Origin of the sequence: Streptomyces aurantiogriseus, from assembly GCF_014649375.1 — a bacterium.
Classification (GTDB): Bacteria; Actinomycetota; Actinomycetes; order Streptomycetales; family Streptomycetaceae; genus Streptomyces; species Streptomyces aurantiogriseus.
Window position 1 is genome coordinate 45,772 of the sequence record NZ_BMSX01000035.1, and the last position, 23,846, is coordinate 69,617.

The 23,846-nt window shown below is 73.2% G+C and carries 21 protein-coding genes and 1 riboswitch; of the genes, 14 read left to right on the forward strand and 7 right to left on the reverse strand.

Going from position 1 to position 23,846, the window contains the following annotated elements; translation table 11 throughout:
• Nucleotides 1-35 precede the first annotated feature (35 nt).
• The 4 genes from IE263_RS43755 to IE263_RS43770 all read right to left on the reverse strand — a co-directional run bounded on the left by IE263_RS43755 (nt 36) and on the right by IE263_RS43770 (nt 4,548).
• A complete protein-coding gene (locus IE263_RS43755; protein ID WP_189943713.1) occupies nt 36-1,124 on the reverse strand; it encodes an NADH-quinone oxidoreductase subunit B family protein in 1,089 nt (362 codons plus the stop codon).
• A 264-nt stretch (nt 1,125-1,388) separates the two neighbouring features.
• Nucleotides 1,389-3,065, reverse strand: a complete 1,677-nt coding sequence (locus IE263_RS43760; protein ID WP_229911501.1) for a hypothetical protein — start codon at nt 3,063-3,065, stop codon at nt 1,389-1,391.
• A 174-nt stretch (nt 3,066-3,239) separates the two neighbouring features.
• On the reverse strand, nt 3,240-3,749 hold the full coding sequence (locus tag IE263_RS43765) for a hypothetical protein (RefSeq protein WP_189943714.1): 510 nt from the start codon (nt 3,747-3,749) through the stop codon (nt 3,240-3,242).
• A 148-nt stretch (nt 3,750-3,897) separates the two neighbouring features.
• Nucleotides 3,898-4,548 (reverse strand): TetR/AcrR family transcriptional regulator, encoded by a 651-nt coding sequence (locus tag IE263_RS43770; protein WP_189943715.1) that lies wholly within the window; start codon nt 4,546-4,548, stop codon nt 3,898-3,900.
• Between the two features lie 57 nt (nt 4,549-4,605).
• Here IE263_RS43770 and IE263_RS43775 point away from each other — a divergent pair, with 57 nt between their 5' ends.
• The 13 genes from IE263_RS43775 to IE263_RS43825 all read left to right on the forward strand — a co-directional run bounded on the left by IE263_RS43775 (nt 4,606) and on the right by IE263_RS43825 (nt 17,032).
• Nucleotides 4,606-5,292 carry a class II aldolase/adducin family protein gene (locus IE263_RS43775; protein ID WP_189943716.1) on the forward strand — a complete coding sequence of 229 codons (687 nt, stop codon included), beginning with the start codon at nt 4,606-4,608 and terminating at the stop codon, nt 5,290-5,292.
• On the forward strand, nt 5,289-6,218 hold the full coding sequence (locus IE263_RS43780; RefSeq protein WP_189943717.1) for a carbohydrate kinase family protein: 930 nt from the start codon (nt 5,289-5,291) through the stop codon (nt 6,216-6,218). Before IE263_RS43775 ends, IE263_RS43780 begins: the two co-directional genes overlap by 4 nt.
• A 340-nt stretch (nt 6,219-6,558) precedes the next feature.
• Nucleotides 6,559-6,678, forward strand: a complete 120-nt coding sequence (locus IE263_RS50235) for a putative leader peptide (protein ID WP_373312278.1) — start codon at nt 6,559-6,561, stop codon at nt 6,676-6,678.
• 141 nt (nt 6,679-6,819) lie between these two features.
• The gene (locus IE263_RS43785) at nt 6,820-7,716 is read left to right on the forward strand and encodes a glutathione S-transferase C-terminal domain-containing protein (RefSeq protein ID WP_189943718.1); all 897 of its coding nucleotides are present in this window, start codon (nt 6,820-6,822) and stop codon (nt 7,714-7,716) included.
• Nucleotides 7,717-7,784: 68 nt separating this feature from the next.
• A riboswitch (SAM riboswitch) is annotated at nt 7,785-7,893 on the forward strand.
• Nucleotides 7,894-8,250: 357 nt separating this feature from the next.
• The gene (locus IE263_RS43790; protein WP_189943719.1) at nt 8,251-9,234 is read left to right on the forward strand and encodes an amino acid ABC transporter permease; all 984 of its coding nucleotides are present in this window, start codon (nt 8,251-8,253) and stop codon (nt 9,232-9,234) included.
• Entirely contained in the window at nt 9,231-10,013 is a 783-nt protein-coding gene (locus tag IE263_RS43795) for an amino acid ABC transporter ATP-binding protein (RefSeq protein WP_189943720.1), read from the forward strand. The genes IE263_RS43790 and IE263_RS43795 overlap by 4 nt, the downstream gene beginning before the upstream one ends.
• Before the next feature lie 82 nt (nt 10,014-10,095).
• The gene (locus IE263_RS43800; RefSeq protein WP_189943721.1) at nt 10,096-11,121 is read left to right on the forward strand and encodes an ABC transporter substrate-binding protein; all 1,026 of its coding nucleotides are present in this window, start codon (nt 10,096-10,098) and stop codon (nt 11,119-11,121) included.
• A gap of 25 nt (nt 11,122-11,146) precedes the next feature.
• Nucleotides 11,147-11,935, forward strand: coding sequence for a GNAT family N-acetyltransferase (locus IE263_RS43805; RefSeq protein ID WP_189943722.1), 789 nt, complete (start codon nt 11,147-11,149; stop codon nt 11,933-11,935).
• Nucleotides 11,936-11,946: 11 nt separating this feature from the next.
• Nucleotides 11,947-12,117 (forward strand): putative leader peptide, encoded by a 171-nt coding sequence (locus tag IE263_RS50240; protein WP_373312280.1) that lies wholly within the window; start codon nt 11,947-11,949, stop codon nt 12,115-12,117.
• A gap of 72 nt (nt 12,118-12,189) precedes the next feature.
• Nucleotides 12,190-13,404 (forward strand): LLM class flavin-dependent oxidoreductase, encoded by a 1,215-nt coding sequence (locus IE263_RS43810; protein ID WP_189943723.1) that lies wholly within the window; start codon nt 12,190-12,192, stop codon nt 13,402-13,404.
• A 22-nt stretch (nt 13,405-13,426) separates the two neighbouring features.
• Nucleotides 13,427-14,803 carry an NtaA/DmoA family FMN-dependent monooxygenase gene (locus IE263_RS43815; protein ID WP_189943724.1) on the forward strand — a complete coding sequence of 459 codons (1,377 nt, stop codon included), beginning with the start codon at nt 13,427-13,429 and terminating at the stop codon, nt 14,801-14,803.
• Nucleotides 14,800-15,891 (forward strand): LLM class flavin-dependent oxidoreductase, encoded by a 1,092-nt coding sequence (locus IE263_RS43820; RefSeq protein WP_189943725.1) that lies wholly within the window; start codon nt 14,800-14,802, stop codon nt 15,889-15,891. The genes IE263_RS43815 and IE263_RS43820 overlap by 4 nt, the downstream gene beginning before the upstream one ends.
• Entirely contained in the window at nt 15,884-17,032 is a 1,149-nt protein-coding gene (locus IE263_RS43825; RefSeq protein WP_189943726.1) for an LLM class flavin-dependent oxidoreductase, read from the forward strand. The genes IE263_RS43820 and IE263_RS43825 overlap by 8 nt, the downstream gene beginning before the upstream one ends.
• On the opposite strand, the gene IE263_RS43830 is transcribed toward IE263_RS43825, so the two are convergent.
• Both IE263_RS43830 and absR1 read right to left on the reverse strand, forming a co-directional pair.
• Nucleotides 17,011-17,382 carry a hypothetical protein gene (locus IE263_RS43830; protein WP_189943727.1) on the reverse strand — a complete coding sequence of 124 codons (372 nt, stop codon included), beginning with the start codon at nt 17,380-17,382 and terminating at the stop codon, nt 17,011-17,013. The genes IE263_RS43825 and IE263_RS43830 overlap by 22 nt on opposite strands.
• 625 nt (nt 17,383-18,007) lie before the next feature.
• Nucleotides 18,008-19,093 (reverse strand): beta-glucuronidase AbsR1, encoded by a 1,086-nt coding sequence (gene absR1 / locus IE263_RS43835; RefSeq protein WP_189943728.1) that lies wholly within the window; start codon nt 19,091-19,093, stop codon nt 18,008-18,010.
• 192 nt (nt 19,094-19,285) lie between these two features.
• Here absR1 and IE263_RS43840 point away from each other — a divergent pair, with 192 nt between their 5' ends.
• On the forward strand, nt 19,286-21,034 hold the full coding sequence (locus IE263_RS43840) for a LuxR family transcriptional regulator AbsR2 (protein WP_373312281.1): 1,749 nt from the start codon (nt 19,286-19,288) through the stop codon (nt 21,032-21,034).
• Between the two features lie 31 nt (nt 21,035-21,065).
• Here IE263_RS43840 and IE263_RS43845 read toward each other — a convergent pair whose 3' ends face one another.
• Nucleotides 21,066-23,630: a CHAT domain-containing protein gene (locus IE263_RS43845; protein ID WP_189943739.1), complete on the reverse strand. Its 2,565-nt coding sequence runs from the start codon at nt 23,628-23,630 to the stop codon at nt 21,066-21,068.
• Nucleotides 23,631-23,846 lie beyond the last annotated feature (216 nt).

Below are 23,846 nucleotides of genomic sequence, written 5' to 3' on the forward strand. Positions count from 1 at the left end.
TGACGCGGCCCGGCACGGTGGTGCCGGGCTCCAGGTCACGGCCGCCAGTGGGGGTCGTAGCCGGAGGTGAGCACCGGCTTGTTGTGGTGCCACTTCGGCTCGCGGTTGACGACGGCGTTGGTGATGCCGCGCATCCGCCGGACGAAGGCCCCGTAGGGCTTGACCATGAGGGTGGAGAAGCTGCCGCCGGGCGGCTCGTCCATGAACGGCATGAACGCGTCGGGGAAGCCGGGCATGGTGCAGCCGATGCAGATGCCGCCGACGTTGGGGCATCCGCCGATCCCCGCCATCCAGCCGCGTTTGGGGACGTTGCAGTTGACGACGGGTCCCCAGCAGCCCACTTTCACCTGGCACTTGGGGGAGTTGTAGTCCCGGGCGAAGTCGGCCTGCTCGTAGTACGCCGCGCGGTCGCAGCCCTCGTGCACGGTCTTGCCGAACAGCCACTGCGGGCGCAGCATCTGGTCCAGCGGGGGCGGCGGGGCGGACCCGGCCGCGTGGTAGAGGACCCAGACCAGGGTCTCCATGAAGTTCTCCGGCTGGATGGGGCAGCCGGGGACGTTCACGATCGGCAGGCCGCCCTGCGACGTGAAGTCCCAGCCGAGGTAGTCGGCCAGGCCCATGCAGCCGGTGGGGTTGCCCGCCATCGCGTGGATGCCGCCGTACGTGGCACAGGTGCCGGCGGCGACCACCGCCCACGCCTTCGGGGCCAGCCGGTCGATCCACCAGTTGAGGGTCAGCGGTTCACCGGTCTCCGGGTCGTTGCCGAACGACGTCCAGTACCCGTCGCCCTCGATGATCTTCTGGTTCGGGATCGAGCCCTCGATGACCAGGATGAACGGTGCGATCTCACCGCGGAGCGCCGCGCGGTACGGAGCGAGGAAGTCCTCGCCGCCGAGGCTCGGCGAGAGCACCTTGTTGTGCAGGTTCACCTTCGGCAGACCGGGGATGAGTCCCAGGACCAGGTCCTCGATCGCGGGCTGGCCGGCCGCGGTGAACGACACCGAGTCGCCGTCGCAGCTCATCCCCTCGGAGATCCAGAGGATGGTGATCTCGTCGAAGCCTTCGCGTGCCTCGGCACGGCTCGGCTCGGTGGCAACGTCGTGCGTGCCGCTGTCGATGGTCATGTCTTGGGCCTCCGCTGCAGTCGGTCCCCGAGTCGGTCGTGCCCCGCGGCCGACGGCCCAGCCAGCGCGGGCGGACGGTCCGGGGCGGGAGGATGCGGCCGGGCCGGTGCGGTGCGTCGTGCGCCGAGGCCGTCGCGGGCCGGCTTCTCGCCGTCGGGCGCCGGCCGCACGGCGAGGAAACGGTTCGCCCGCTCGTCCGGCGCCGCGTGCCCGGACGGTCCGCACCCCGGCCGGCCGGCCGCCCGGTGGCCCGGTGCCGGTCTCTCAGGCCTGTCCACCGGACCGTCCCTCCGCCGGCTCGCCGGCCGGCTGCTCGGGCCGCTCGTGCGGCGGCCGGGACGGCTCGAACGGCTCCGCCCGACCCGCGGCGAGCCGGGACACCGGGGGCTCCAGAGGCTCGAGTTCGTCGGGCCGGAAGTAGTGGAAACGGCCGTACCAGCCGTTCAGCTCGGCCGCCGGATCGTCGTCCAGCGTCACGGCGAGGTGCACGCTGCCGTCCACGTCGTGGAAGACGGCCGCGACCCGTGCGGTCCGCCCGGCCAGGAACATGTCCTGGGCGTCGGCACCCCGGCCCCGCGGGCGTAGCCGCACCCGGCTGCCGCCGCCCACCGGGACGCCGTCGACCGGCACTGTGTCGGTCGTGGGGGACAGGCCGTCGTCGGCGCCCTCCCGCCACCATGCGGGCCGGTCGGCCGTGGGGGCGGACGCGGGACCGGGGGAGGCCGTGGGCGCGGGGGCCGACGAGGGCGGTGCGCAGTGCGACGGCGTGGCCGGGGTCAGTGACCGGATGGCGCCGTGCAGCCGGGCGAAGACCTCCGGCGGCATGGTCTCCACCCGGTCCAGGATCCGGGCGGCCCGCGGGTCGGTGGCGCGCGCCTCGCGCTTCTCCTCGTCGGTCAGCAGCAGCGTGCGCAGCGTCAGGATCTCGTCGATCTCCGCGGCGTCGTGCAGGTCTCCCGGACTCTCCGGGGCCACCTGCGGATGGTCGGGCAGGATGATCGGCGAGGAGATGAGGGTGGAGCCGCAGGCTCCGTCCCGGGCTCCCGCGGCGCCGTTCTCATCGGGGACCCCCTCGGGGGGTGGTCCGCCGAGGACGGGGAAGGTGAACGCGTTGTGGCACGCCCGGGCGTGCCCGAGCAGGTCCGTGGGCGGGTCGATCAGCGAGACGAACTCCACGCCGTCGCCGCCGACGAGCGTGTGCGTCGCGATGAGCGCGCCCCGCAGTGCCTCGTCGCGAACGGCCCGCGGGTCCGGCGCCGGCCCCTGATTCTCGGTACGGATCCGAAGCCTGCAGACGTCGTCCCCGAGCCGCTCGGCGACGACGGCTGTGCTCGCCCGGACGGCGGCACGCCGCCGTACCACCCGCCCGGTGCCCCCGGGGATCTCCTCGGTCTCCTCCCCGGCGGGTGCGCCGACCGGGAAGACGGACTCCCGCCGCAGCAGTTCGTCCAGGCGGACGACGAGGTCCGTCTCGCGCGGTACCGCCTCGTCGAAGGTCAGGTGCACCGTGCCGTCGGCCGTGCGCAGCGACTCGACCGGACGGTGCCTTCCGTCCCGGCCGGCCTCCTCGACCTGCTTGTGCTGCATCTGCAGGTACCGCACCCGCACGCGCACCACCGCCTCCGGCCGCTGGATCCGCAGCAGGCACTCGGTCTGCTGGTACCAGGAGTCGGCGGAACCCGAGAGCCCGGGAGTGACCGGGCCCTCCCGCTCCACCCAGTCACGGGGGAACAGCACACCGAACTGCCAGCGCACCCGGTTCTTGGGCGACGAGCGGCGGTAGGGGTAGAGCAGGTAGCCCTCGTAGAGGACCGCGTCGGCGACGGCGCTCAACCGACCGAAGTCACGCCCCGGGCCCGGCGAGGCCACGGCCACGGCCACGGCCGCGTCCGCTGTCGCGACAGCGGACGTGACGGCATCGTCGACTCCGGCCTGCGGCATTCCGCTCCTCCGATCAGCATATGTGTGCAGTTCCTCCCATACCGTGACATTCCTTGCGCGAGCGCACCCGGCGAGCGCGGCGGGATTGGGCCTTCAGGGGGATCGAGGGCACCCAAGTGCTGGAAACGACCGTGGAACGCCCGGGGAGAAGTGGGGCCGGTCGGGGAGCCGGGCCTACCGGCGCACGCCGTCGTCCTCGTCGTCGACCGCCTCGGCCGTGCGGGCGGTGACCGCGGGTTCAGGAGCCAGGCGTCCGGCCACCACGACGCCGTAGAGCATGTGGTCGAGCGCGACGACCACCCGCCACAGCGCGCGCCGCTGCTCCGCGCGCTGCACGCCGAGCGCCGGAGCGACGGCCAGCTCGAAGCCGAGCCAGACCAGCAGTCCGTAGGCGGGCCCGGTCATCGGCATGCCCCGCAGACGGGCCGGCAGCAGCCCGAACACGGCACCGCCGGTGGCGCCGTAGGTCCAGTGGAGCAGTTCCGTGACCGCCTCCCGGCGGTGTTCCCGCGACCGCAGGACCGCGGTCGGCGCGAACCTCTCCACGATCGCCTCCGGTGGCGACTTCTGCTGCGGTGCCAGGGTCGTGGTGACCGTGCGGATGCCCGTCATCGCCATGGCGGCCACCAGCCCCCGGGCACCGGCCCGGAGCAGGGCGGACGGCCTCCGGTCTGCCTCGGTCATGGTCGTCCTCGCCTTCCTGTAGGGGCCCTCCCGATGAGGGTTTCCGCAGACAGGAAAGCAGCGCGGTGACGAGGACTGCGCCCCGAGTTGCACCGTTTGCCTCAACGATCCCGCCGAGGCGACGTCCCGGGCGGTCGGGCGTCGGCCTTCACGGGCGGGACGGAGAGCGCCCCACGACCGCGGCCAGATAACCCCGCAACATCACCTTCGCCTCGTCGAGAAGCTCCGCGTCACCCCCGGCGTCCCGCCGGAACGCCTCCTGCGCCAGCGCGTCCGCCGCCAGGACCGCCGCGTGACACGACCGGGCGAGGGCCTCGTCGTCCCGGACGGTGCCCAGCGCGAGCAGGACGCGGCGGACGCCCTCGGCCATGCGGCGCTTGTGCTCGCGGTCGGCCGCACGGGTCCGTTCGGTCAGCCCGCTGCCGAACCACAGGGCACGGAAACCGTGTTCGGTGCGGTAGAGGCCGGCGAACGTGTCGATCAGGACGCCCACGGGGTCGTCCCACCGCTCGGCCGCCGCGGCCCGGACCAGGTCGTCCATGACGGCCTCGAGACGCGTGAAGCAGCCCGCCGCGAGGGCGTCGACGATGGCGTCCCGGTCGGGCAGGTACTGGTACAGCGAGCCCACCGACACCTGTGCCTCGGCCGCCACCCGGGTCGTCGTGAGCGCCTCGACCCCCTCGTCGACCAGTACGCGCTCAGCGGCCTCCAGGACGAGCGCGAGCCGCGCCTTGCTGCGCGCCTGGCGGGGTGTACGGCGCAGGGGAGTGCGGCCCGGATCAGCGGTCGCCTGGCCCAAGGACGGCCTCCGAACATGAACGTGACATTGTTTCACCTTTACGCTAGCGTCGCGCCCATGACCGACTCAAGCTCCGCGCTGGGTCAGGAGCGGGCCGCCGTGGCCGACGCCTGCCGGCGCCTGGGGGCCGAGGGCCTCCTCATCGGCACGGCCGGGAACGTCAGCCTGCGGGCGGGGGAGCGGGTCGCGATCACCGCGACCGGAGCGGTCCTCGCCGAACTGACCGCGGACCAGGTGACGGTCGTGGACCTCGACGGGAAGGTCGTGGCCGGGACCCTTCAGCCGACCTCCGAACTGGAGCTGCACCTCGGCGTCTACCGCCGGTACGGCGCCGGCGCGGTCGTCCACACCCACGCGCCGATGGCCACCGCCGTCTCCTGTGTGCTCGACGAACTCCCCTGTGTTCACTACCAGTTGCTCGCCCTGGGCGGCACCGTGCGCGTCGCGCCGTACGCCACCTTCGGTACCCCGGAGCTCGCCGAGTCGGTGCTCGACGCGCTCGACGGGCGCGGCGCCGCCCTGATGGCGAACCACGGCGCCGTGACCCACGCGGCCACCCTCGGCAAGGCGGTCGAGCATGCGCTGCTGCTCGAATGGGCCTGCGGTGTCTACCAGCGGGCCGCCTCCATGGGCCGGCCCCGGGTCCTCGACGAACAGCAGCAGCTCGCGGTGATCGAGGCCGCGCTCGCCCGCGACTACGGCACCACTCACCCCGTACCACCCGCGCAGGAGGGAAACCGATGAAGGTCGTCACGATGGGCGTGCACGTCCTGGACGTGCTGGTACGGCCGGTGGAGGCCATACCCGAGGGCCAGGGCGCGACGCTGGTGGAGGACATCCGGATGACCGCCGCCGGTACGGCCGGCGGCACCGCCCTCACCCTCGCCAAGCTCGGTGCGTCGGTCCGCAGCGCGGGCGCCATCGGCACCGACCCGACCGGCGACATGCTCGTCCAGCTCCTCCGACGCGCCGGAATCGGCACCGAGTTCCTCGTCCGCCGCGCCGACACCCCCACCTCCGCGAGCGTCCTGCCGATCCGCCCCAACGGCGACCGGCCCTCCCTGCACCTCCTCGGCGCCAACATCACCTACGGCCTCGACGACGTGCCCTGGGACGCCCTCGCCGAGGCCACCCACCTGCACCTCGGCGGCCCCGAGCTGATCGGCGTCGACGTCGCCACGCGCATCCTGTCGTACGCCAAGGAGCACGGCACCGTCACCTCGGTGGACCTGCTCGCCCCCGGCGTCCTCGGCAGCTTCGAGCAGATCGCGGCCGCGCTGCCCTACGTCGACCATCTGCTGCCCAACGAGGACCAGGTGCTCGGTTTCTCCGGGGAGGAGAACCTGGCGGCGGGCGTCGAGAAGCTGCTCGGCGCCGGTGCGGGGGTCGTCGCGGTCACGCGGGGCGGGGAGGGCGCGCTCGTGGCGACCGGGGAGGGCGGCGAGACAGTGCCCGCCTTCGCGGTCGACGTCGTCGACACCACCGGGTGCGGTGACGCCTTCTCGGCGGGCTACCTGCGAGGCGTGGGCCTCGGGCGCGCGCCCCGGGACGCCGCCGTACTGGGATGCGCCGCGGCGGCACTCGTCGCGCAGGGCCTCGGCAGCGACCACGGGGACTTCGACCTCGCCGCCGCCGACGAGTTCGCGGCGAACCAGAAGACCCGCCCGTGAGGACCCGCCCGTGAGGTGAAACCGCAGCACTGCGTGTGACGAGGCCCCCGCAACTCCCTGCGGGGGCCTCGCCGGCGTCGTCCGCCGGCCGGGCCGCGCGGGTCAGGTGGACTCGCGGCGGACGCCGCCTTCGTGGCGGTGCTCCGCGATGCCGTCCTCCGGGGGGCGCAGCCTTCTTGGCGGGTTCCTGACCGCCGGAGCCTTCGCCGAGTCCTGCAGCCGACGGCCGTCGCGGACGCCTTTTTCGGGGCCTCCACTCACCTGATGGACACCCTCTTGACGCCGGCCGGAGGCGGATCGACACTCGGATCCAGGAATCCTAGTGAACAGGTAGGGAAACATGGGGTGCCTTGAGCGGGTCACCGGCCGAGCGAGCCGCGCGGCATGGTCGTCGCCCCTTCTCACCTCCCGCCGTCACATCGATCTGCTGCGCGTCTGCAGCGCGATCCCCCTGGGCTGAACCGGCCCGTCCCCGCGCCGAACCGCACCGGCGGTGTCCCCTGGACGCCGTCCCGTCCGGCGCGCGCGGACCGGAGCCGCGCCCCCCGTCCGACGTCGCATCCGCCGCGCGTCCGTCGCGCGCCCGCCCCCGGGGAGACCCATGTCCGTCACACCGCCGGCCGCCCACCCGTCCGTCCGCCCCGCCCCCGCCTTCCGGGGCCGGATCGGCCGCGACGCACGCAGCGGCCACTACGCCGTGCCGCGCCGCTACCGCCTCCACCTCTCACCGGCCGACCCCGACGGGCTGCGCATCGCCGTCACCCATGGCCTCCTCGGCCTCGACCGGGCCTGTCCCGTGACGTTCCTGCCCGCCGTCCCCGACTGTCCGGACGGCGGTCATGCCGCGCTGCGCCCGCTCTACGACGCCAGCGCCCACCGCTACACCGGACCCGCCCTCGGGCCGGTGCTCAGCGACGACTGGTCCGGGCGGATCGTCTCCACCCACGGCCCCGACATCGCCCGCGATCTCGCCCGGCGTTTCGCCGGCGGCCGGGTCACGCTGTACCCCTGCGGCGCCGAGTCGGAGCTCGAGGCCGTCGAGCGGATGTGCGCGCAGGGCATCGAGGAGGCCGCGCAGCGCGCCGGAGCGGCCGGCGTCGGGGAGGTGGAGCGCACCGCCGCCCTCGACACCCTGCTCGCCACGCTCGGCGTACTGGAACAAGGGCTCGGAGTGCACAAGTACCTGATCGGGGATCAGATCACCGCTGCCGACGTCGAGTTGTGGGTGACCCTCGTCCAACTCGACACCGTGCACCGCACCCACCTCGACGCGGCCGCCGTCCAGCGCATCGCCGACCACCCCGCCCTGTGGTCCTACGCGCGCCGTCTGGCCGCCCACCCGGCCTTCGGCACCCACCTCGACCTCGACGGTATCCACCGCCGCCACCGAGCCCGCTGCCAGGGCCTGGAGGCCGCCGGCGCCGCGGTCCAGATCCTGGACTGGGCGACCCACTCGACCCCAGCCACGGGCACACGACCGCAGGTCAACCGCCCCTGAACCAAGTCCACTCCGTGGACACGGCGTTGACATCCGTTCGGCCGGCTGTCTTACTTACGGGCCAGAACGGTCATGAGCGTCAGCGACAAGCCCTGGCTTGCTGACCGGCAACCCTCGCACCGCGGTGGGGTGCCCCAGGTGACGACCGGACCGACGACGATTCGGTAAGCGCGAAGGCCCACGGGGCCGGAAGAGACGGGTGACGGACATGTACGCAGCTCCCAGGACGGCCGTACGCCGCCCTCAGGGCTGCGGACAGCCGCCCGCAGACCTGCTCGTCGCCGACCGGGCCGTCGATCTGCTGCGTGTGAACAGCGCACTGTGTACCGCACCGGGCTGTGCCCGCTGTCGGGGCTGACGTCCCCCTCCGCAGCCCCGCCTTCCTGACGAACGCCGCTCCTGTCGCGGTGTGTCCGTCCGCCCAGCCCCCGGTGCCCGTGCGTCTCCCTGTGTCCCGTCCTGCCGCTGAGCGGCCGGCGTGGCCACAGCGTGTCCGCCGTGTCCCGGGGGGTCCCGACTCCGCCGGAGCCCCTCATGAGTCAACCCCCAGGCGCCGCCGTGTCCGTCACCGAGGCACCTCCGTCCTCCGACACCCCGTCAAAACAGCTCGCCGCCCAGCGAGTTCTTCCGCTGCGGCGACCCGGCCGCTGGATCGCCACCGCGATCGTCCTCGTCCTCGCGGCCCAGTTCGTCCACGGTCTGGTCTCCAACCCCTTCTACCAGTGGGACCGTTTCGGCTACTGGTTCCTGCGGCCCACCATCCTCGACGGGCTCCTCATCACCCTCGAAGTCACCGCCTACAGCGCGGTGCTGGGCCTCCTCGGCGGCATCCTGCTCGCCCTGGCCCGGCTCTCGAGGAGCCCGGTGCTGCGCGCGGTCAGCTGGACCTACGTCTGGGCGCTGCGCTCGATCCCGCTGATCGTGGTCCTGCTGTTCCTCTACAACTTCAGCGCCCTGTACCAGACCCTCAGCGTGGGTGTCCCCTTCGGACCGGCCTTCTTCACCTTCGACGAGTCCCGGCTCGCCACCGACATGGTCGTCGCCGTCGTCGGCCTCAGCCTCAACGAGGCGGCGTACGCGGCCGAGGTCGTCCGCGGCGGCATCCTCTCCGTCGACCAGGGCCAGCACGAGGCGGCCTCCGCGCTCGGCCTGCCGAAGAGCTACCAGTTCCGGAAGATCGTCTGGCCGCAGGCCCTGCGTTCCATCACCCCGAACTACGTCAACCAGCTCATCGGCCTGATCAAGAGCACCTCGCTGGTCTTCTACGTGTCGCTGCTCGACCTGTTCGGCACCGCGCAGACGATGGGTTCCACCTACCCCGGTGACATCGTGCCGCTGCTGCTGGTCGTCACCGTCTGGTACCTGATCCTCACCAGCGTCGTGTCCGTCATCCAGTTCTACGTCGAGCGGTACTACGCCCGGGGTGCCACGCGCACCCTGCCGCCGACGCCGTTGCAGAAGCTGCGGACCGGTCTCACCGACCTGCGGGCCCGCATCCGCCGGGAGGCCGCCGTATGACCGCCGAGACGACTCAGAACGCCGCCGCCGTCGAGGTGCACGACGTGCACAAGTGGTACGGCACCCACCGGGTGCTGAACGGGGTCGACCTGACGGTGCGGCCCGGCGAGGTCACCGTGATCCTCGGCCCGTCGGGGTCCGGCAAGTCCACCCTGCTGCGGGTCATCAACCACCTGGAGAAGCCCGAGATCGGCCACGTCAGCGTCAACGGCGAGCTGATCGGCGTACGCCGGCAGGGCGACCGGCTGAAGGAGCTGAGCGAGCGGATCATCCTGACCCAGCGCAGCCGTATCGGCTTCGTGTTCCAGAACTTCAACCTCTTCCCGCACCTGACCGTGCTCGACAACGTGGCCGCCGCCCCGGTGGCGACCGGCAAGCTCGGCAGGGCCGAGGCCCAGGAACTCGCCCGCGAACTGCTGGACCGGGTCGGTCTGGGCGACAAGTCCGCCGCCTACCCACGGCAGTTGTCGGGCGGTCAGCAACAGCGCGTGGCCATCGCCCGCGCCCTGGCGCTGCGTCCCGGGGTCATCCTCTTCGACGAGCCGACCTCCGCCCTCGACCCCGAACTCGTCGGGGAGGTCCTCGCCGTCATCAAGGACCTGGCGAGAAGCGGCACCACCCTGGTGATCGTCACCCATGAGATCGGGTTCGCCCGTGAGATCGCCGACCGGGTCGTCTTCATCGACGGCGGACGGATCGTCGAACAGGGCCCGCCCGCCGAGGTCCTGGACAAGCCGCGACACGAGCGCACCCGGGACTTCCTGAGCAAGGTGCTCTGACCCGGCCGGCTCCGCCGGTACCCCTGCATCCCCCCACCCCCCACGTCACCTCCACCACCCACTCCGAACGACAAGGACAGCCATGCCCACCCAGTTCTCCCGACGCAGCCTGATACGCGGCATCACCACGGCGACCGCCGTCGCCACCCTCGCCACCGGGCTCGCCGCCTGCGGGGGCGAGAGCGACGCCGCCACCAAGACGACCGACGCCGCCGGCACGGTCACCGTGGGCCGGCTGTCCAACGGTGCGGCCAAGGAGACCACCCTGAAGGTCTCCGAGGTGAAGTCCATCAGCGCCGAACTTCCCGAGGCCCTGAAGAAGAGCGGCAAGCTGGTGATCGGATCCGGCACGCTGCCGTCCGGCAGCCCCCCGCTCGGCTTCGTGGGAAGCGACCAGAAGACGCTCACGGGCTCCGAGGTCGACCTCGGCCGGCTGGTGGCCGCCGTCCTCGGTCTCGAGCCCGAGGTGCGCCGGTCGACCTGGGAGAACCTGTTCATCGGCATCGACAGCGGAAAGGTCGACGTCGGCTTCTCGAACATCACCGACACCGAGGAGCGCAAGAAGAAGTACGAGTTCGCCTCCTACCGGAAGGACGACCTCGCCTTCGAGGTGAAGAAGGACAACACCTGGAACTTCGACGGCAACTACGAGAGCCTCGCCGGCAAGACGGTCTCCGTGGGCAACGGCACCAACCAGGAGAAGATCCTCCTGGAGTGGAAGGCGAAGCTGGCCAAGGAGGGCAAGAAGCCCCTCACGGTCAAGTACTTCCAGGAGACCAACAGCATCTATCTGGCGCTGAACAGCGGCAAGATCGACGCCTACTTCGGCCCCAACCCGAACCTCGCCTACCATGCGGCGAAGACCGCGGGCACGCCCCAGGCGACCCGTATCGGGGGCCAGTTCTCCGGTGCCGGTGAGACGCTCCAGGGCCTGATCGCCGCGACCGCCAAGAAGGACAGCGGCCTCGCCAAGCCCCTCGCCGACGCCATCAACCACCTCATCGAGAACGGTCAGTACGCCAAGTGGCTCGCCGCCTGGAACCTCTCCAACGAGGCCGTCGAGAAGTCCGAGGTCAACCCGCCCGGCCTGCCGCTGACCAACTCCTGACCGTACGTCACCTCACCTCTGACCCATGCAAGTTGAATTAGGAAGGGACTCCGCCTCCGTGGCTCACCAGACCGAAGTCCGCGGAGGCGGAGCACCCTCGATCCCGACCGCACTCGACGCACCCGTCCTCGACAACGCCGTCTGGGCCGCCCTCGACGGCCCGCACGCCCACCTCGCCGAACGAGTCGGCAGGGCAGCCCGCTACCCGGCCGACGTGTACGCCTTCGCCGCCCTCGCCGATCCCGCGGACCCGGCCGCCTGGGCCGACCTGCGCCGGCTCGTCGGCGCGGGGACCGTCGTACGGATCAAGCCGGTCGAGAAGGTGCCCGACGGCTGGGAAGTGGTCGGTGGCGGGGTGGGCGTCCAGCTCGTCGACACCGCGCTACGGGCCGAGCCCGCCCCCGAGGCGGAACGGCTCGGTCCCGCCGACGTCCCCGAGATCCTCGATCTGGTGGCCCGCACCCGGCCCGGCCCCTTCCTCAAGCGCACCGTCGAACTCGGCACCTACCTCGGCATCCGGCACCAGGGGCAGCTGATCGCCCTGGCCGGCGAACGGATCCGCCCGCCCGGCTGGACCGAGATCAGCGCCGTCTGCACCGCCCCCGAGCACCGGGGCCGGGGCCTCGCCACCCGACTGATCCGCGCCGTCGCCCACGGCATCCGCGAGCGCGGCGACACCCCGTTCCTGCACGCCGCCGCGGACAACACGCCGGCGATCCGCCTCTACGAGTCGCTCGGCTTCACCCTCCGCCGCCGCTCGACCATCCTGCTCGTACGCACCCCGGGAACACCCGGCGAGGGCGGGGCGTTGTGACTCACGACGAGATGTACCAGGCGCCGCCCACGACAGCGGCCGGCCGATCCCGACGGGCGGAGGTGACGGACGTGACGGATGCACCGCTCACCCGCGTCCTGAACCCGCTCCGTGCCATACGTCTCCACTCCCGGCCCCACATCGACCTCCAGCGCGTGGCCGGCGCGCTCTGTTGTTCCTGACCCGTTCCTCCGCCGTGCCCCCGTTCCGGGCGTGGCCGGCTCTCTCGTACGGACCTCCAGGAAGGCACTCCCGTGTCCTCAGCTCCCTTCGCAACGCCCGTTTCCCCCCTGCACCTCGCCGTCGCCCTCGACGGCACCGGCTGGCACCCCGCCTCCTGGCGTGAGCCGGTCGCCCGCCCCCGTGAGCTGTTCACCGCCGGATACTGGGCCGACCTGGTCGCCGAGGCCGAGCGCGGCCTGCTCGACTTCGTCACCATCGAGGACGGCCTAGGCCCGCAGTCCTCCCACTTCCTCGACCCGGACGACCGCACCGACCAGGTCCGAGGCCGGCTCGACGCCGTCCTCGTCGCCTCCCGCGTCGCCCCGCTGACCCGCCGCATAGGCCTGGTCCCGACCGTGGTGGCCACCCACACGGAGCCCTTCCACATCTCCAAGGCGATCGCCACCCTCGACTACGTCAGCACCGGCCGCGCGGGTCTGCGCGTCCAGATCACCGCCCGGCCGAACGAGGCCGACCACTTCGGCCGCCGCACCATCCCGCGCATCAGGGCCTACGACGACCCGGCCACCCGGGACCTGGTGACCGACCTCTTCGACGAGGCCGCCGACCACGTGGAGGTCGTGCGCCGCCTCTGGGACAGCTGGGAGGACGACGCGGAGATCCGGGACGTGGCCACGGGCCGGTTCATCGACCGCGACAAGCTCCACTACATCGACTTCGAGGGCCGCCACTTCAGCGTCAAGGGCCCCTCCATCACCCCGCGCCCGCCCCAGGGCCAGCCCCTGGTGACCGCCCTCGCCCACGACACGGTCCCGTACCGTCTGGTGGCCCGTGCCGCCGACGTCGGGTACGTCACCCCGCACGACGCCGACCAGGCCCGCGCGATCGTCGCCGAGATCCGCGCCGAGCAGGAGGCGGCAGGCCGGGCCGAGGAGCCGCTGCACGTCTTCGCCGACCTGGTGGTCTTCCTCGACGACGACCCGGCCGAGGCCGCCGCCCGCCGCGACCGCCTCGACACCCTCGCGGGTGAGGAGTACACCAGCGACGCCCGAATCTTCACCGGCACTCCCGCCCAACTCGCCGATCTGCTCCAGGAGTTGCAGGCTGCCGGCCTGACCGGTTTCCGGCTGCGTCCCGCCGTGGCCGGCCACGACCTCCCGGCGATCACCCGGGGTCTCGTCCCCGAGCTCCAGCGCCGCGACGCCTTCCGCCGCGCGTACGAGGCCGACACCCTGCGCGGACTGCTCGGCCTGCCCCGCCCCGCCAACCGCTATGCCGCAGCCTGAGCCGGACGGAGAGACCACCGACATGAGCAAGCCCCTGAAGCAGATCCACCTGGCCGCCCACTTCCCCGGCGTCAACAACACCACCGTGTGGAGCGACCCGAGGGCCGGCAGCCACATCGAGTTCAGCTCCTTCGTGCACTTCGCGCAGACCGCCGAACGCGCCAAGTTCGACTTCCTGTTCCTCGCCGAGGGGCTCAGGCTCCGCGAACAGGGCGGGCAGATATACGACCTCGACGTCGTCGGCCGCCCCGACACCTTCACCGTCCTCGCCGCGCTCGCCGCCGTCACCGACCGCCTCGGCCTGACCGGCACCATCAACTCCACCTTCAACGAGCCCTACGAGGTGGCCCGCCAGTTCGCCAGCCTCGACCACCTCTCCGGCGGCCGCTCCGCGTGGAACGTCGTCACCTCCTGGGACGCCTTCACCGGCGAGAACTTCCGGCGCGGCGGCTTCCTCCCGCAGGACGAGCGCTACTCCCGCGCCAAGGAGTTCCTCGCCACGGCGGGCGAGCTCTTCGACTCCTGGCAGGGCGACGAGATCGTCGCCGACCAGGCCACCGGCACCTTCCTGCGCGACGCCAAGGCCGGCGCCTTCGTCCACGAGGGACAGCACTTCGACATCCACGGCCGCTTCAACGTCCCGCGCAGCCCCCAGGGCCGCCCGGTGATCTTCCAGGCCGGCGACTCCGAGGAGGGCCGCGAGTTCGCCGCCTCCAGCGCCGACGCCATCTTCAGCCGGTACGCGGCCCTCGACACCGGCCAGGCCTTCTACACGGACGTGAAGTCCCGCCTCGCCAAGTACGGCCGCCGCCCCGACCAGCTGCTCATCCTGCCCGCCGCGAGCTTCGTCCTCGGCGACACCGACGCCGAGGCCGAGGAGATCGCCCACGAGGTCCGACGGCAGCAGGTGAGCGGGGCGACCGCCATCAAGCACCTGGAGTGGGTCTGGAACCGCGACCTCTCCGCGTACGACCCGGACGGACCGCTCCCGGACGTCGACCCGCTGCCGGGCGAACACACCGTCTCCCGGGGCCGCGCCCAGGTCCGCATGTACCGCGACCCGCTCGCCACCGCCCGCGAGTGGCGCGAGCTGGCGGCGGCCAACAACTGGTCCATCCGCGACCTGGTCATCGAGACCGGCAACCGCCAGAACTTCGTCGGCTCCCCGGCCACCGTCGCGAAAACCATCAACGAGTACGTCCAGGCCGACGCCGGCGACGGCTTCATCCTCGTCCCGCACATCACCCCGAGCGGCCTCGACGACTTCGCCGACAAGGTCGTCCCGCTCCTGCAGGAACAGGGCGTCTTCCGCACCGACTACGAGGGCACCACCCTGCGCGACCACCTGGGCCTCGCCCACCCGGACGAGACGGGCGCCGCCGAGCGGGTGGAGTCGTGAAGTTCCTGGCCATCACGCTGATCGTGCACCGCCCCGACCCGGTCACCGGGGTGCAGAAGTCCACCCAGGACCGCTTCCGCGAGGTGCTCGACAACGCGCTGCTCGCCGAGGAACTCGGCTTCGACGGCTTCGGCGTGGGGGAGAGGCACGAGCGGCCGTTCATCTCCTCCTCCCCACCGGTCGTCCTCAGCCACATCGCCGCCCTGACCCGGCGGATCCGGCTGTTCACCGCCGTCACGACCCTCAGCCTCCTCGACCCGGTCCGCGCCTACGAGGACTACGCCACCCTCGACCACCTCTCCGGCGGCCGGCTGGAGCTGATCATCGGCAAGGGCAACGGCGCCGCCCAGCGCGCGCTGTTCCACGTCACGCCCGAGGACCAGTGGGAGCGCAACGCCGAGAGCTACGAGGTGTTCCGGCGGATCTGGCGGCAGGACAAGGTCACCGCGGCGACCCGCTTCCGCCCCGGGCTCAAGGACGCCGAGGTGTGGCCGCGCCCGTACCAGCAGCCCGTCCGGGTCTGGCACGGCAGCGCCACCAGCAAGGAGTCCGTCGACCTGGCCGCCCGCTACGGCGACCCGCTGTTCTCGGCGAACGTCACCCACCCCATCGAGCCGTACGCCGAGCTGATCCGCCACTACCGCGAACGCTGGGAGCACTACGGTCACGACCCGGCCGGCATCGCCGTCGGCGCCGGCACGGCCGGCCTGTACGTGGCCCGCACCTCCCAGGAGGCCCTGGAGGCGTACCGGCCGGTCTTCGAGGGCACCCTGGCGTTCCAGAAGCAGGCCGGGCTGCCCGTGGTCTTCGAGACCCTGGAGGACTTCGTCGAGCGCAGCTCGGCCCTGGTCGGCAGCCCGCAGCAGGTCATCGACAAGGCCCACCGCTACCACGAGCAGTTCGGACACACGGTCCTGCATCTGCACACGGACGCGAGCGGCCTCACCGGCACACAGCACCGCGACTCGCTGGAGCTGTTCCAGTCGGCGGTGGCGCCGGTGCTGCGCAAGGACATCCCGGACCCGCCCTTCGACTGGGCCCCGGTCCTTCCGGCGTCGCCGGTCAGGGAGGAGCCCGCCCGTGTCTGACATCCCCCTCGGCGTCCTGGACCTCGTCCCGGTCTCCTCCGGCTCGACAGCCGCGGACGCCCTCCGCAACTCCATCGACCTCGCCCGGCAGGCGGAGCGTCTCGGCTACGCCCGCTACTGGTTCGCCGAGCACCACCTCAATCCGGGCGTGGCGGGAACGTCCCCGGCGGTCGTCCTCGCACTGACGGCCGCCGCCACCTCCACGATCCGGCTCGGCTCCGGGGCCGTCCAGCTCGGCCACCGCACCGCGCTGAGCACCGTCGAGGAGTTCGGCCTGCTCGACGCCCTGCACCCCGGCCGCCTCGACCTCGGCCTCGGCCGCTCCGGCGGCCGCCCGCCCGGACAGCCGTCCACCCCGCCCTCGACGGCGACCCCGGTGGTGGCCGGCCGGGCACCCAACGGCCTGCTCATCCCGCCCCGTTTCTCCTTCGAACACCTCCTCGGCTCACCCCGGATCGCCGTCCAGCGCAGGCTGCTCCTGCTGCCCGGCGCCGAGTCCCAGGACTACGCGGAGCAGATCGACGACGTCCTCGCTCTGCTCGCCGGTACCTACCGCTCAGCGGAGGGCACCGAGGCGCATGTCGTACCCGGCGAGGGCGCCGACGTCGAGGTGTGGATCCTGGGCAGCAGCGGTGGCCAGAGCGCCGAGGTCGCGGGCGCGCGCGGCCTGCGCTTCGCGGCCAACTACCACGTCAGCCCGGCGACGGTCCTGGAAGCGGTGGACGGCTACCGGGGCCACTTCAAACCGTCCGCCGTCCTCGACGAGCCGTACGTCAGCGTCTCGGCGGACGTCGTCGTCGCCGAGGACGACGCGCGGGCCCGTGAACTGGCCACCGGCTACGGCCTGTGGGTGCGCAGCATCCGCACCGCCGAGGGCGCCATCCCGTTCCCCACCCCCGAGGAGGCCCGCGCCCACGCCTGGAGCGACGCGGACCGCGCGCTGGTGCAGGACCGCGTGGACACCCAGTTCGCCGGCTCCCCCGGCACGGTCGCCGACCTGCTGGAGCAGCTCCAGGAGGCCACGAGCGCCGACGAGTTGCTCATCACGACGATCACTCACGACCACGCCGACCGAGTCCGCTCCTACGAACTGCTCGCGGGGGAGTGGCGCCGCCGGGGTCACTCCTTCCAGTCGAGCTGATGCTCGGGCGTCCCCACGGATCGCCCGTACGCGATGGCCTCGGCGCGGCCCACCGCGTCGCCGCGCCGGATACGGAAGACCCTGCCCGCGAAGACCACGACCCGCTCGTCGCCCGCGCTGAAGTCGGCGTACCAGCCGAGTTCCGGCTCCAGCGCGTCGGCGAGCGCGTCCGCGATCCCGGCCGCGTCACCCTCGTCGGCCTCCCATTCGACGAGCGTCCACACTCCGGGCTGCCCGTCGGCCGCGCTCCCCGACACGTCGATCCTGCGCACACCGCGCAGCCGCAGCCCTTCCGGCGCGAACCCGGCACCGGGCCGCAGGCTTTCGCCGATGACATAACCGGTGATCATCGCTGGTTCTCTCCCTTGATCGCTGATCGCTGATCGCTGATCGCTGCTCCTGCGAGGCTACGGCCGCGTGGCTGACACCCTCTGTCAGCGATGTCGGGGCCCGCACGACGAGGAGGTGAGGGCAGGGGTGCGAGCGGACCGTCTGCTGTCGCTCCTGCTCCGCCCGCAGTCGCGGGGCCGTATGACGGGCCATCTGCAGGATGCCGCCCGCCACCCCGGCCGCCTCGGCGGGCGCGTGCTGCAGCACCCGGGCCTGGTTGGGGGAGGCGGTCAGGCCGGAGGTGGCGCCGGAGCCCAGTTGGACGACCGCCGGCACCACGGGCAGTGCGGTGAGTGGCAGGGCGACCGCGGCCACCGTACCGCCCGCCGACGCGAGCCGGACAGACCGTCAGCACCCGCCGGGCAGCGCGATCCTCTCCCGGGAGCATGACGTCATGCTCACACCACCCGGACGCTCCTGTCCGGCCCTCGGCCGGCCTGTTCGCACGAGGGAAGCACGCCGTTCGCACCGGCCGTCGCACACGGGTGCGGCCGGGCTACGTCTCCCTCCCCCGAAGGTGACGTAGCCCGGCCTGTCCCCCGGCGCCGGACTGTGGCTTGTGTGCCCGCGTGGCGGGCTGTGCCGTCACCAGCACATGACGGCCGTCTCGCCCGTTCCCCAGCCGGAGTACAGGCGTACGCGGACGAAGTAGCGGCGGCCCTTGACGAGCCGGGCCCTGATCGTGGCGTTGTCCGGGGTGCCGCCGTCGTCCCGTCCCGTGAGGAAGCGGGGCTCGCCGTCCCGCTCCTCGAAGACCACGACGACCGAGTCGCTCGCGCCGAAGGTGGCGAGGGCGTACTCGCGGGTCTCCGGCGGGTCGAGGATGAAGTCGGCCTGCTCACCGGGCCCCAGCGAGAGCGGCGCCGAACGGAACGGCACCAGCGCGGGCGGACGCGGCGCGTCGAGCGGCGGGTACCAGCGGAGGACGAACTCCTTGTCCAGCGGCGACACTTCGCCCGGCGGGTGCACGCCTCCGCGGAACTGCTCGGGCTGCAGGATCAGCCCCGCCGCGAAGGGGTACTCCATGACGGACTGCGGGTCCCACACCGAGCCGTTGACCTCGGCCGGGTCCAGCTTGCGCAGGACGTTGAAGAAGGTGCGCTCCCGGCTCCAGAAGTTCGGCGGGCCCGCCAGATCGGCGTACACGGCCTCGTCGTCCCAGTGGATGCCGGCGAACGGGCTCTGGTGCTCGTGCTGCATGCCGAGCGCGTGCCCGATCTCGTGCAGGGCCGTCGCGCGCTCCCCGGGCGCGGTCAGGTCCCAGCCGAAGTTCATGGTGCGCTCGTGGAGACCCGCCCGCAGCGCGTCCCGGCCCACGGCGGACCAGGAGCCGTCGCCCTGCTGGAAGCCGATCCGCAGTTCGGCCTCCGAGCGGTCGGCGACCTCGGTGAACGTCACCCCGATGCCGAGGTCCTGCCACTCGCGGAAGCAGTCGCGCACCACGTCCTGCTGGTCCTTGCCGCCGCCCCACGACACCCGCCGGGTCCCCCCGGACCCCGGTACGGGAATGACCGAGCCGTCGGTCTCGCCGCCGAAGAAGTAGTAGTGCAGCGCGGTGCCGTTGACCCACATCCGGCGACCGCTCATGAGCGCACCGAGCCGCTCGGCGGCCAGCCCCGGGGCGAACGCGGGGGCCGGCTGCTGCGCGAGCGAGCAGTAGCGGGCGGTCATGGACTCCAGGGTGCCGTGGGGCGCCGCCCGGAAGCCTGAGTCGGGGGCTACTCAAGTCGCCCTGTATCAGGCATGAGTATGCGGACTCCAGTAGATGTGACGACTTCCGTACGCGACGCCAAGAGCCTTCCGCCGTCCCCCCAGCCGTCCCTTCCGCCGTCCCTTCAGCCGTCTCGTCCGCTGCCCCGTTCGCTGTCCCTGTCGCCCGACCGGTCGCCGTCCTGGCCGTTCACGGGCCGGGAGGAGGAACTGGAGCTGGTCCGCCGCTCGCTGGCGGCCGGCCGGCCGGGCATCGTGGTGACCGGCCCCGCCGGCTGCGGCCGTACCCGCCTCGCCCTGGAGGCGGTCCGGGGCGCGGACTGGGCGAGGGTGGCCGGCACCCCCGAGACCCGGGACACCCCCTTCGCCGCGTTCGCCCACCTGCTCCCCGCGGGCGTCACCCTCCACCGAGCCGTCCACCTCCTCTCCGGGGTCCGCCTGCTGCTGGTCGACGACGCCCACCTGCTGGACGACGCCTCCGCCGCCCTGGTCCACCAGCTGGCCGTCCAGGGCCGCACCCGTCTGCTGGTCCTGGCCACGGACGGCGCACCGGCGCCGGGAGCCGTGACCCGCCTCCGGACGGGCGAGCTCCTGCCCCGACTGGCGCTGGAACCGCTGCCCCACGACGCGACGGCCCACCTGCTGACGACCGCCGCCGGTGGCCCCCTGGAGCACCTCACCCTCAACCGCCTGCACCACCTGTCCGGGGGCGACCTCCGCGTGCTGCGCGACCTGCTGGACGCACTGTGCGAGCAGGGCCTGCTCACCCGGTCCGCGGACAGCGACGCGTGGAGGTGGCGCGGCCCGGTCCCGCTGACCCCGGCCCTGCGTGAGACCGCCGCCCCCGTCCTCGCCCGCACCGACCCCGGCGAACGCGAGACCCTGGACCGCCTCGCCTTCGCCGAACCCCTGCCCCTCCCCGTCGACACCCTGGACCTGCGCATCCTCGAACGCCTCGAGTCGGACGGCCTGATCCACGCCGCCGACGACGCGACCGTCCGGCTCGCCCACCCCCTGCACGGCCCGGTGCTGCGCGCGGCGGCGGGCCGCCTGCGGGCACGGCGCCTGACCGGCGCACGGGAGCCGTACGAACCGGCTCTCGACGCGGAGTCGACCGCGCTGGCCGACCGCATCGCCCGGATGGACGTCCGCGCGACGCCCACGCCGGTGGGGGAGTGGCTGGTCGCGGAAGGGAAACCCGTCCCGCCCGCCTACGCGGCCGTCCGCGCGCGGTTCTCACGGCTGCGGGGAGAACCGCGCGAGGCGGCGGCCTGGGCCGCGGAGGGCCTGGCAAGCGCCCCGGACGACAGCGCCTGCCACCGCGAACTGGCCCTGGCCACAGCCCAGCTGGGGCAGGCGGACAGCACCCCCGACCAGCACGCCGCGTACGCCGCCCAGGACGCGTACGCCGCCTACGACGCCGTGCGCCTCGGTGCCCCGGAGCGGGCCGCGGGGCTCCTCCCGCCCGACGGCGTCTTCGCCCGCCACGCAGAAGCGCTCGCGCGGGGTGACGGACCCGCCCTCGACCGGGTCGCCGAAGAGCTGGAGGAACGCGGCTTCCTGCTGTTCGCGGCGGAGGCCCACGCCCAGGCCGTACGAGCCCACCGGGACCCCCGTGCGGCCCGCACCGCCCGCACCCGCGCCGTCGCCCTGGCCCGCCGCTGCCAGGGCGCCCGCACCCCCGCCCTGTCCGGCCTGGTCCTGGGCGAACTCACCGCCCGCCAACGGCAGATCGTCACCCTCGCGGCGGCCGGGCTGAGCAACCGGCAGATCGCCGAGCGCCTCACCCTCTCCGTCCGCACCGTCGGCAACCACCTCTACAGCGCTTACACCCGCCTGGGCGCGAGCGACCGGGGATCCCTGCCCTGGCTGGTGCGGCTGCCGGACGCGCAGCCGGCCTGACCGAGGGGGCCGGGCCCGACGGAAAGGGCGTTCACGCGGCTCCGAACGCCGTGAACGCCCACCCCGTCGCCTGATGCAGCGCGTCCCCCGGCAGCGCCGCCCGGGCGTCGCGCAGCGCCTCCGCCAGGGACAGGCCCGCGCTCAGCCCCTTGTGCAGGGCCAGCATCAGCGCGACCACCGCCTCGTCGTTCACCGGCGCGCTGCTCGCCACCACGCCCGCCGTGCCCAATGGCAGCAACGCCGTGACGAGGCCGAGGAGTTCGTCGGCGCCGACCGAGGCGAGACGGGCGGTGTCGCAGCTGGAGAGGATGATCCGGTAGGGGCTGCGGGCGAGGCGTTCGAAGTCGTGCACGATCAGCGGGCCGTCGGCCATGCGCAGGGACGAGAACAGAGGGCTGTCGGCCCGGAAGGTGCCGTGCGCGGCGATGTGGGCGAGGGCGGCCCCGTCCAGTTCCGCCAGGACCCGCGGCACGCGCGCGTCCGCCTGCTCCAGAACCGTCGGCCTGCCGTACCGGCCCGCGACCTCGGGCACCTCCGCCCCACCGGTCGCGAGCCCCGGGCCGCGCACCAGCACATGCCGTCCGCCCGGCGGCGGCTCGGTCTCCCGGGCCCGCAGCCAGCTGCTCGCCGACGGCGACACACTGAGCACCCGGTCGCGCAGCGAGGGCAGCAGCGCCCAGGGGACGCGGTGCAGACGCGCCGGCGGCACGATCACCACCGGGCCGGAGCCGAGGTGGTCCGCGGCCTCGCCCAGCAGCAGCTCCTCCAGCCGCCGCCCCATCACCTCCACCACCGCGAGCCGGTCCTCCGCCCCGGGGTGGGCGAGCCGCCGCAGCCCGGCCTGGACATGCTCGGCCTCCCGCTCCGCCTCGGCCAGCAGCCCGCCCGCGAACCGCCGTACCCGCCCGCCCCCGCACAGCAGCACCTGCACCCGCCCGTCCAGGACGGCGAGTCCGACCAGCCGCCCCTCGCCGAGCCGCGCCAGCAGCCGGCCGACGTCGAACCGGTCGCCGTCCCCGGGCGCGTCCCCGCGGATGTGCAGGGTCCGGGAGCGGATCTCCCGCTCCAGACGGCGCTGCTCCCGCTCCAGGGTCGGCACGGGCCGGCCGTCCATCCGCGCGCTCTCCGCGCGGGCGGCGATCTCCCGGAACGCCGTCAGGCCGCTCAGCAGCGCCGGATCGGCCGGCGGGCGGGTGGGCGGTGCCGAGAGGACCGTGGCCCGCCAGCGTTCGCTCCACACCAGCAACTGCCGGGGCCCGCCCCGTTCCAGGCTCACCTGCTGGGCGAGCGCGGCGAGTTCGGCGCCCTGCGCGGTGGCACGGGCACGCAGCTCCGAGGCACCCAGCGTCGTACGGTGGTCGTCCAGCACGTCGAGCCCGCGCCGGCAGGCCTCCAGCACGCCCCGCCCGGAGCCGGTCGCCCGCGCCCACAGCGCCTGCGCCGCCCAGCCCGTCATCCGGGCCAGCGGCGGCCCGCTGCGCCGGCTGCGCGCGGCGACCGCCAGATAGCGTTCGGCGTCGGTCGTCCAGTCCAGGTCCAGTGCGATCCGGCCCGCCAGCAGCCATGCCTCCGGAGCGGCGGGCGCACCGAACGCGGACAGCCGCTCCGCCACCCGGACCGCCTCCGCCACCAGCCGGCCCGACCCGCGCCCGGTGGCGACGCGCGCCTCGATCAGCACCAGCTGGGCGTGCGCCTCCCACCAGGTGCGCCGCTGCCCGGCGAAGAGCCGCACGGCCAGCGCGGCCCGCGCGATCGCCGTCCCCGCGTCGCCCGCCAGCCGCGCGGCCTTCGCCGCGGCCAGCAGCAGCTCCGCCTTGCGGGTGGACTGCCCGCCGATGCCGTCCAGGACCGCGATCGCCGCGTCCGCCTCGGCGAGGGCCTCGGGCGCGAGACCGGCGGCCATCAGGACCTCGCAGCGCCGGATGTCGAGCATGAACGTGGGGGTGCCGAGCTTGGCGTATCGCTCCTCGGCCTCGTCCAGCAGACGCAGCGCCGCGGGGATGTCCCCCGACCGGAACGCGGCCAGGCCCCGGCTCTCCACCGCGTCGGCCTTGTCGTGCTCCTGGCCCGTGGTGTCCCACAGCGCCTCGGCGGCCGTAAAGTCCGCGTCGGCCTGCCTTATGGCCCCGAGGGCCAGGTGCACGGTGGCGCGCAGGGTGAGGGCGCGCGCCGTCCAGATGACGTCGTCCGCCTGCCGCAGCACGGGGATCGCCCGGCGTACGTCGTCCAGGGCCTCCCGATGGTGGCCGAGCACCCACCAGGAGTACGCCCGCCGGTACAACACGCGCGCGCGGGTGTGCCCCGTCCCGCGCTCGACGCCCCGCTCGAACGCCGCCAGCCCCTGCCGGGTGCGGCCCGCGTGCACCAGCGCCACCCCGAGCGTGGCCAGGACGTCCGCCTCGCGCTCGGCGGAGTCCGCGCGCGCCGCCAGTTCGCGGGCGCGCCGCAGATGGTCCAGGGCGAGGCGCATGTCGCCCCAGTCCCGCTGCCAGATTCCGATCACCTGGTGGGCGACGGAGGCGTGCAACGGTGTCGGATCGGTGTCGAGCACTCCCTCCGCCCGCGCCAGCGCGTCGTTGGGGGCGGCGAACACCATCGGCAGCAGTTCGAGAACCGTGTCGTTTCCCGCTGTCACCCCACGGATGGTAGTGGTCCGGTTGCATGTCACACAGGGGTGGCGTGGTATCAGGTCGTATCAATTGGACGTCACGTCAACGGGATCCGTGCGCCGCGGGGCGCACGCCGAGGGCGCGCGGCGGCAACCGCACCACCCGGCTCTGCTGTCGCACCACCTGTATCAAACGACGGCCTC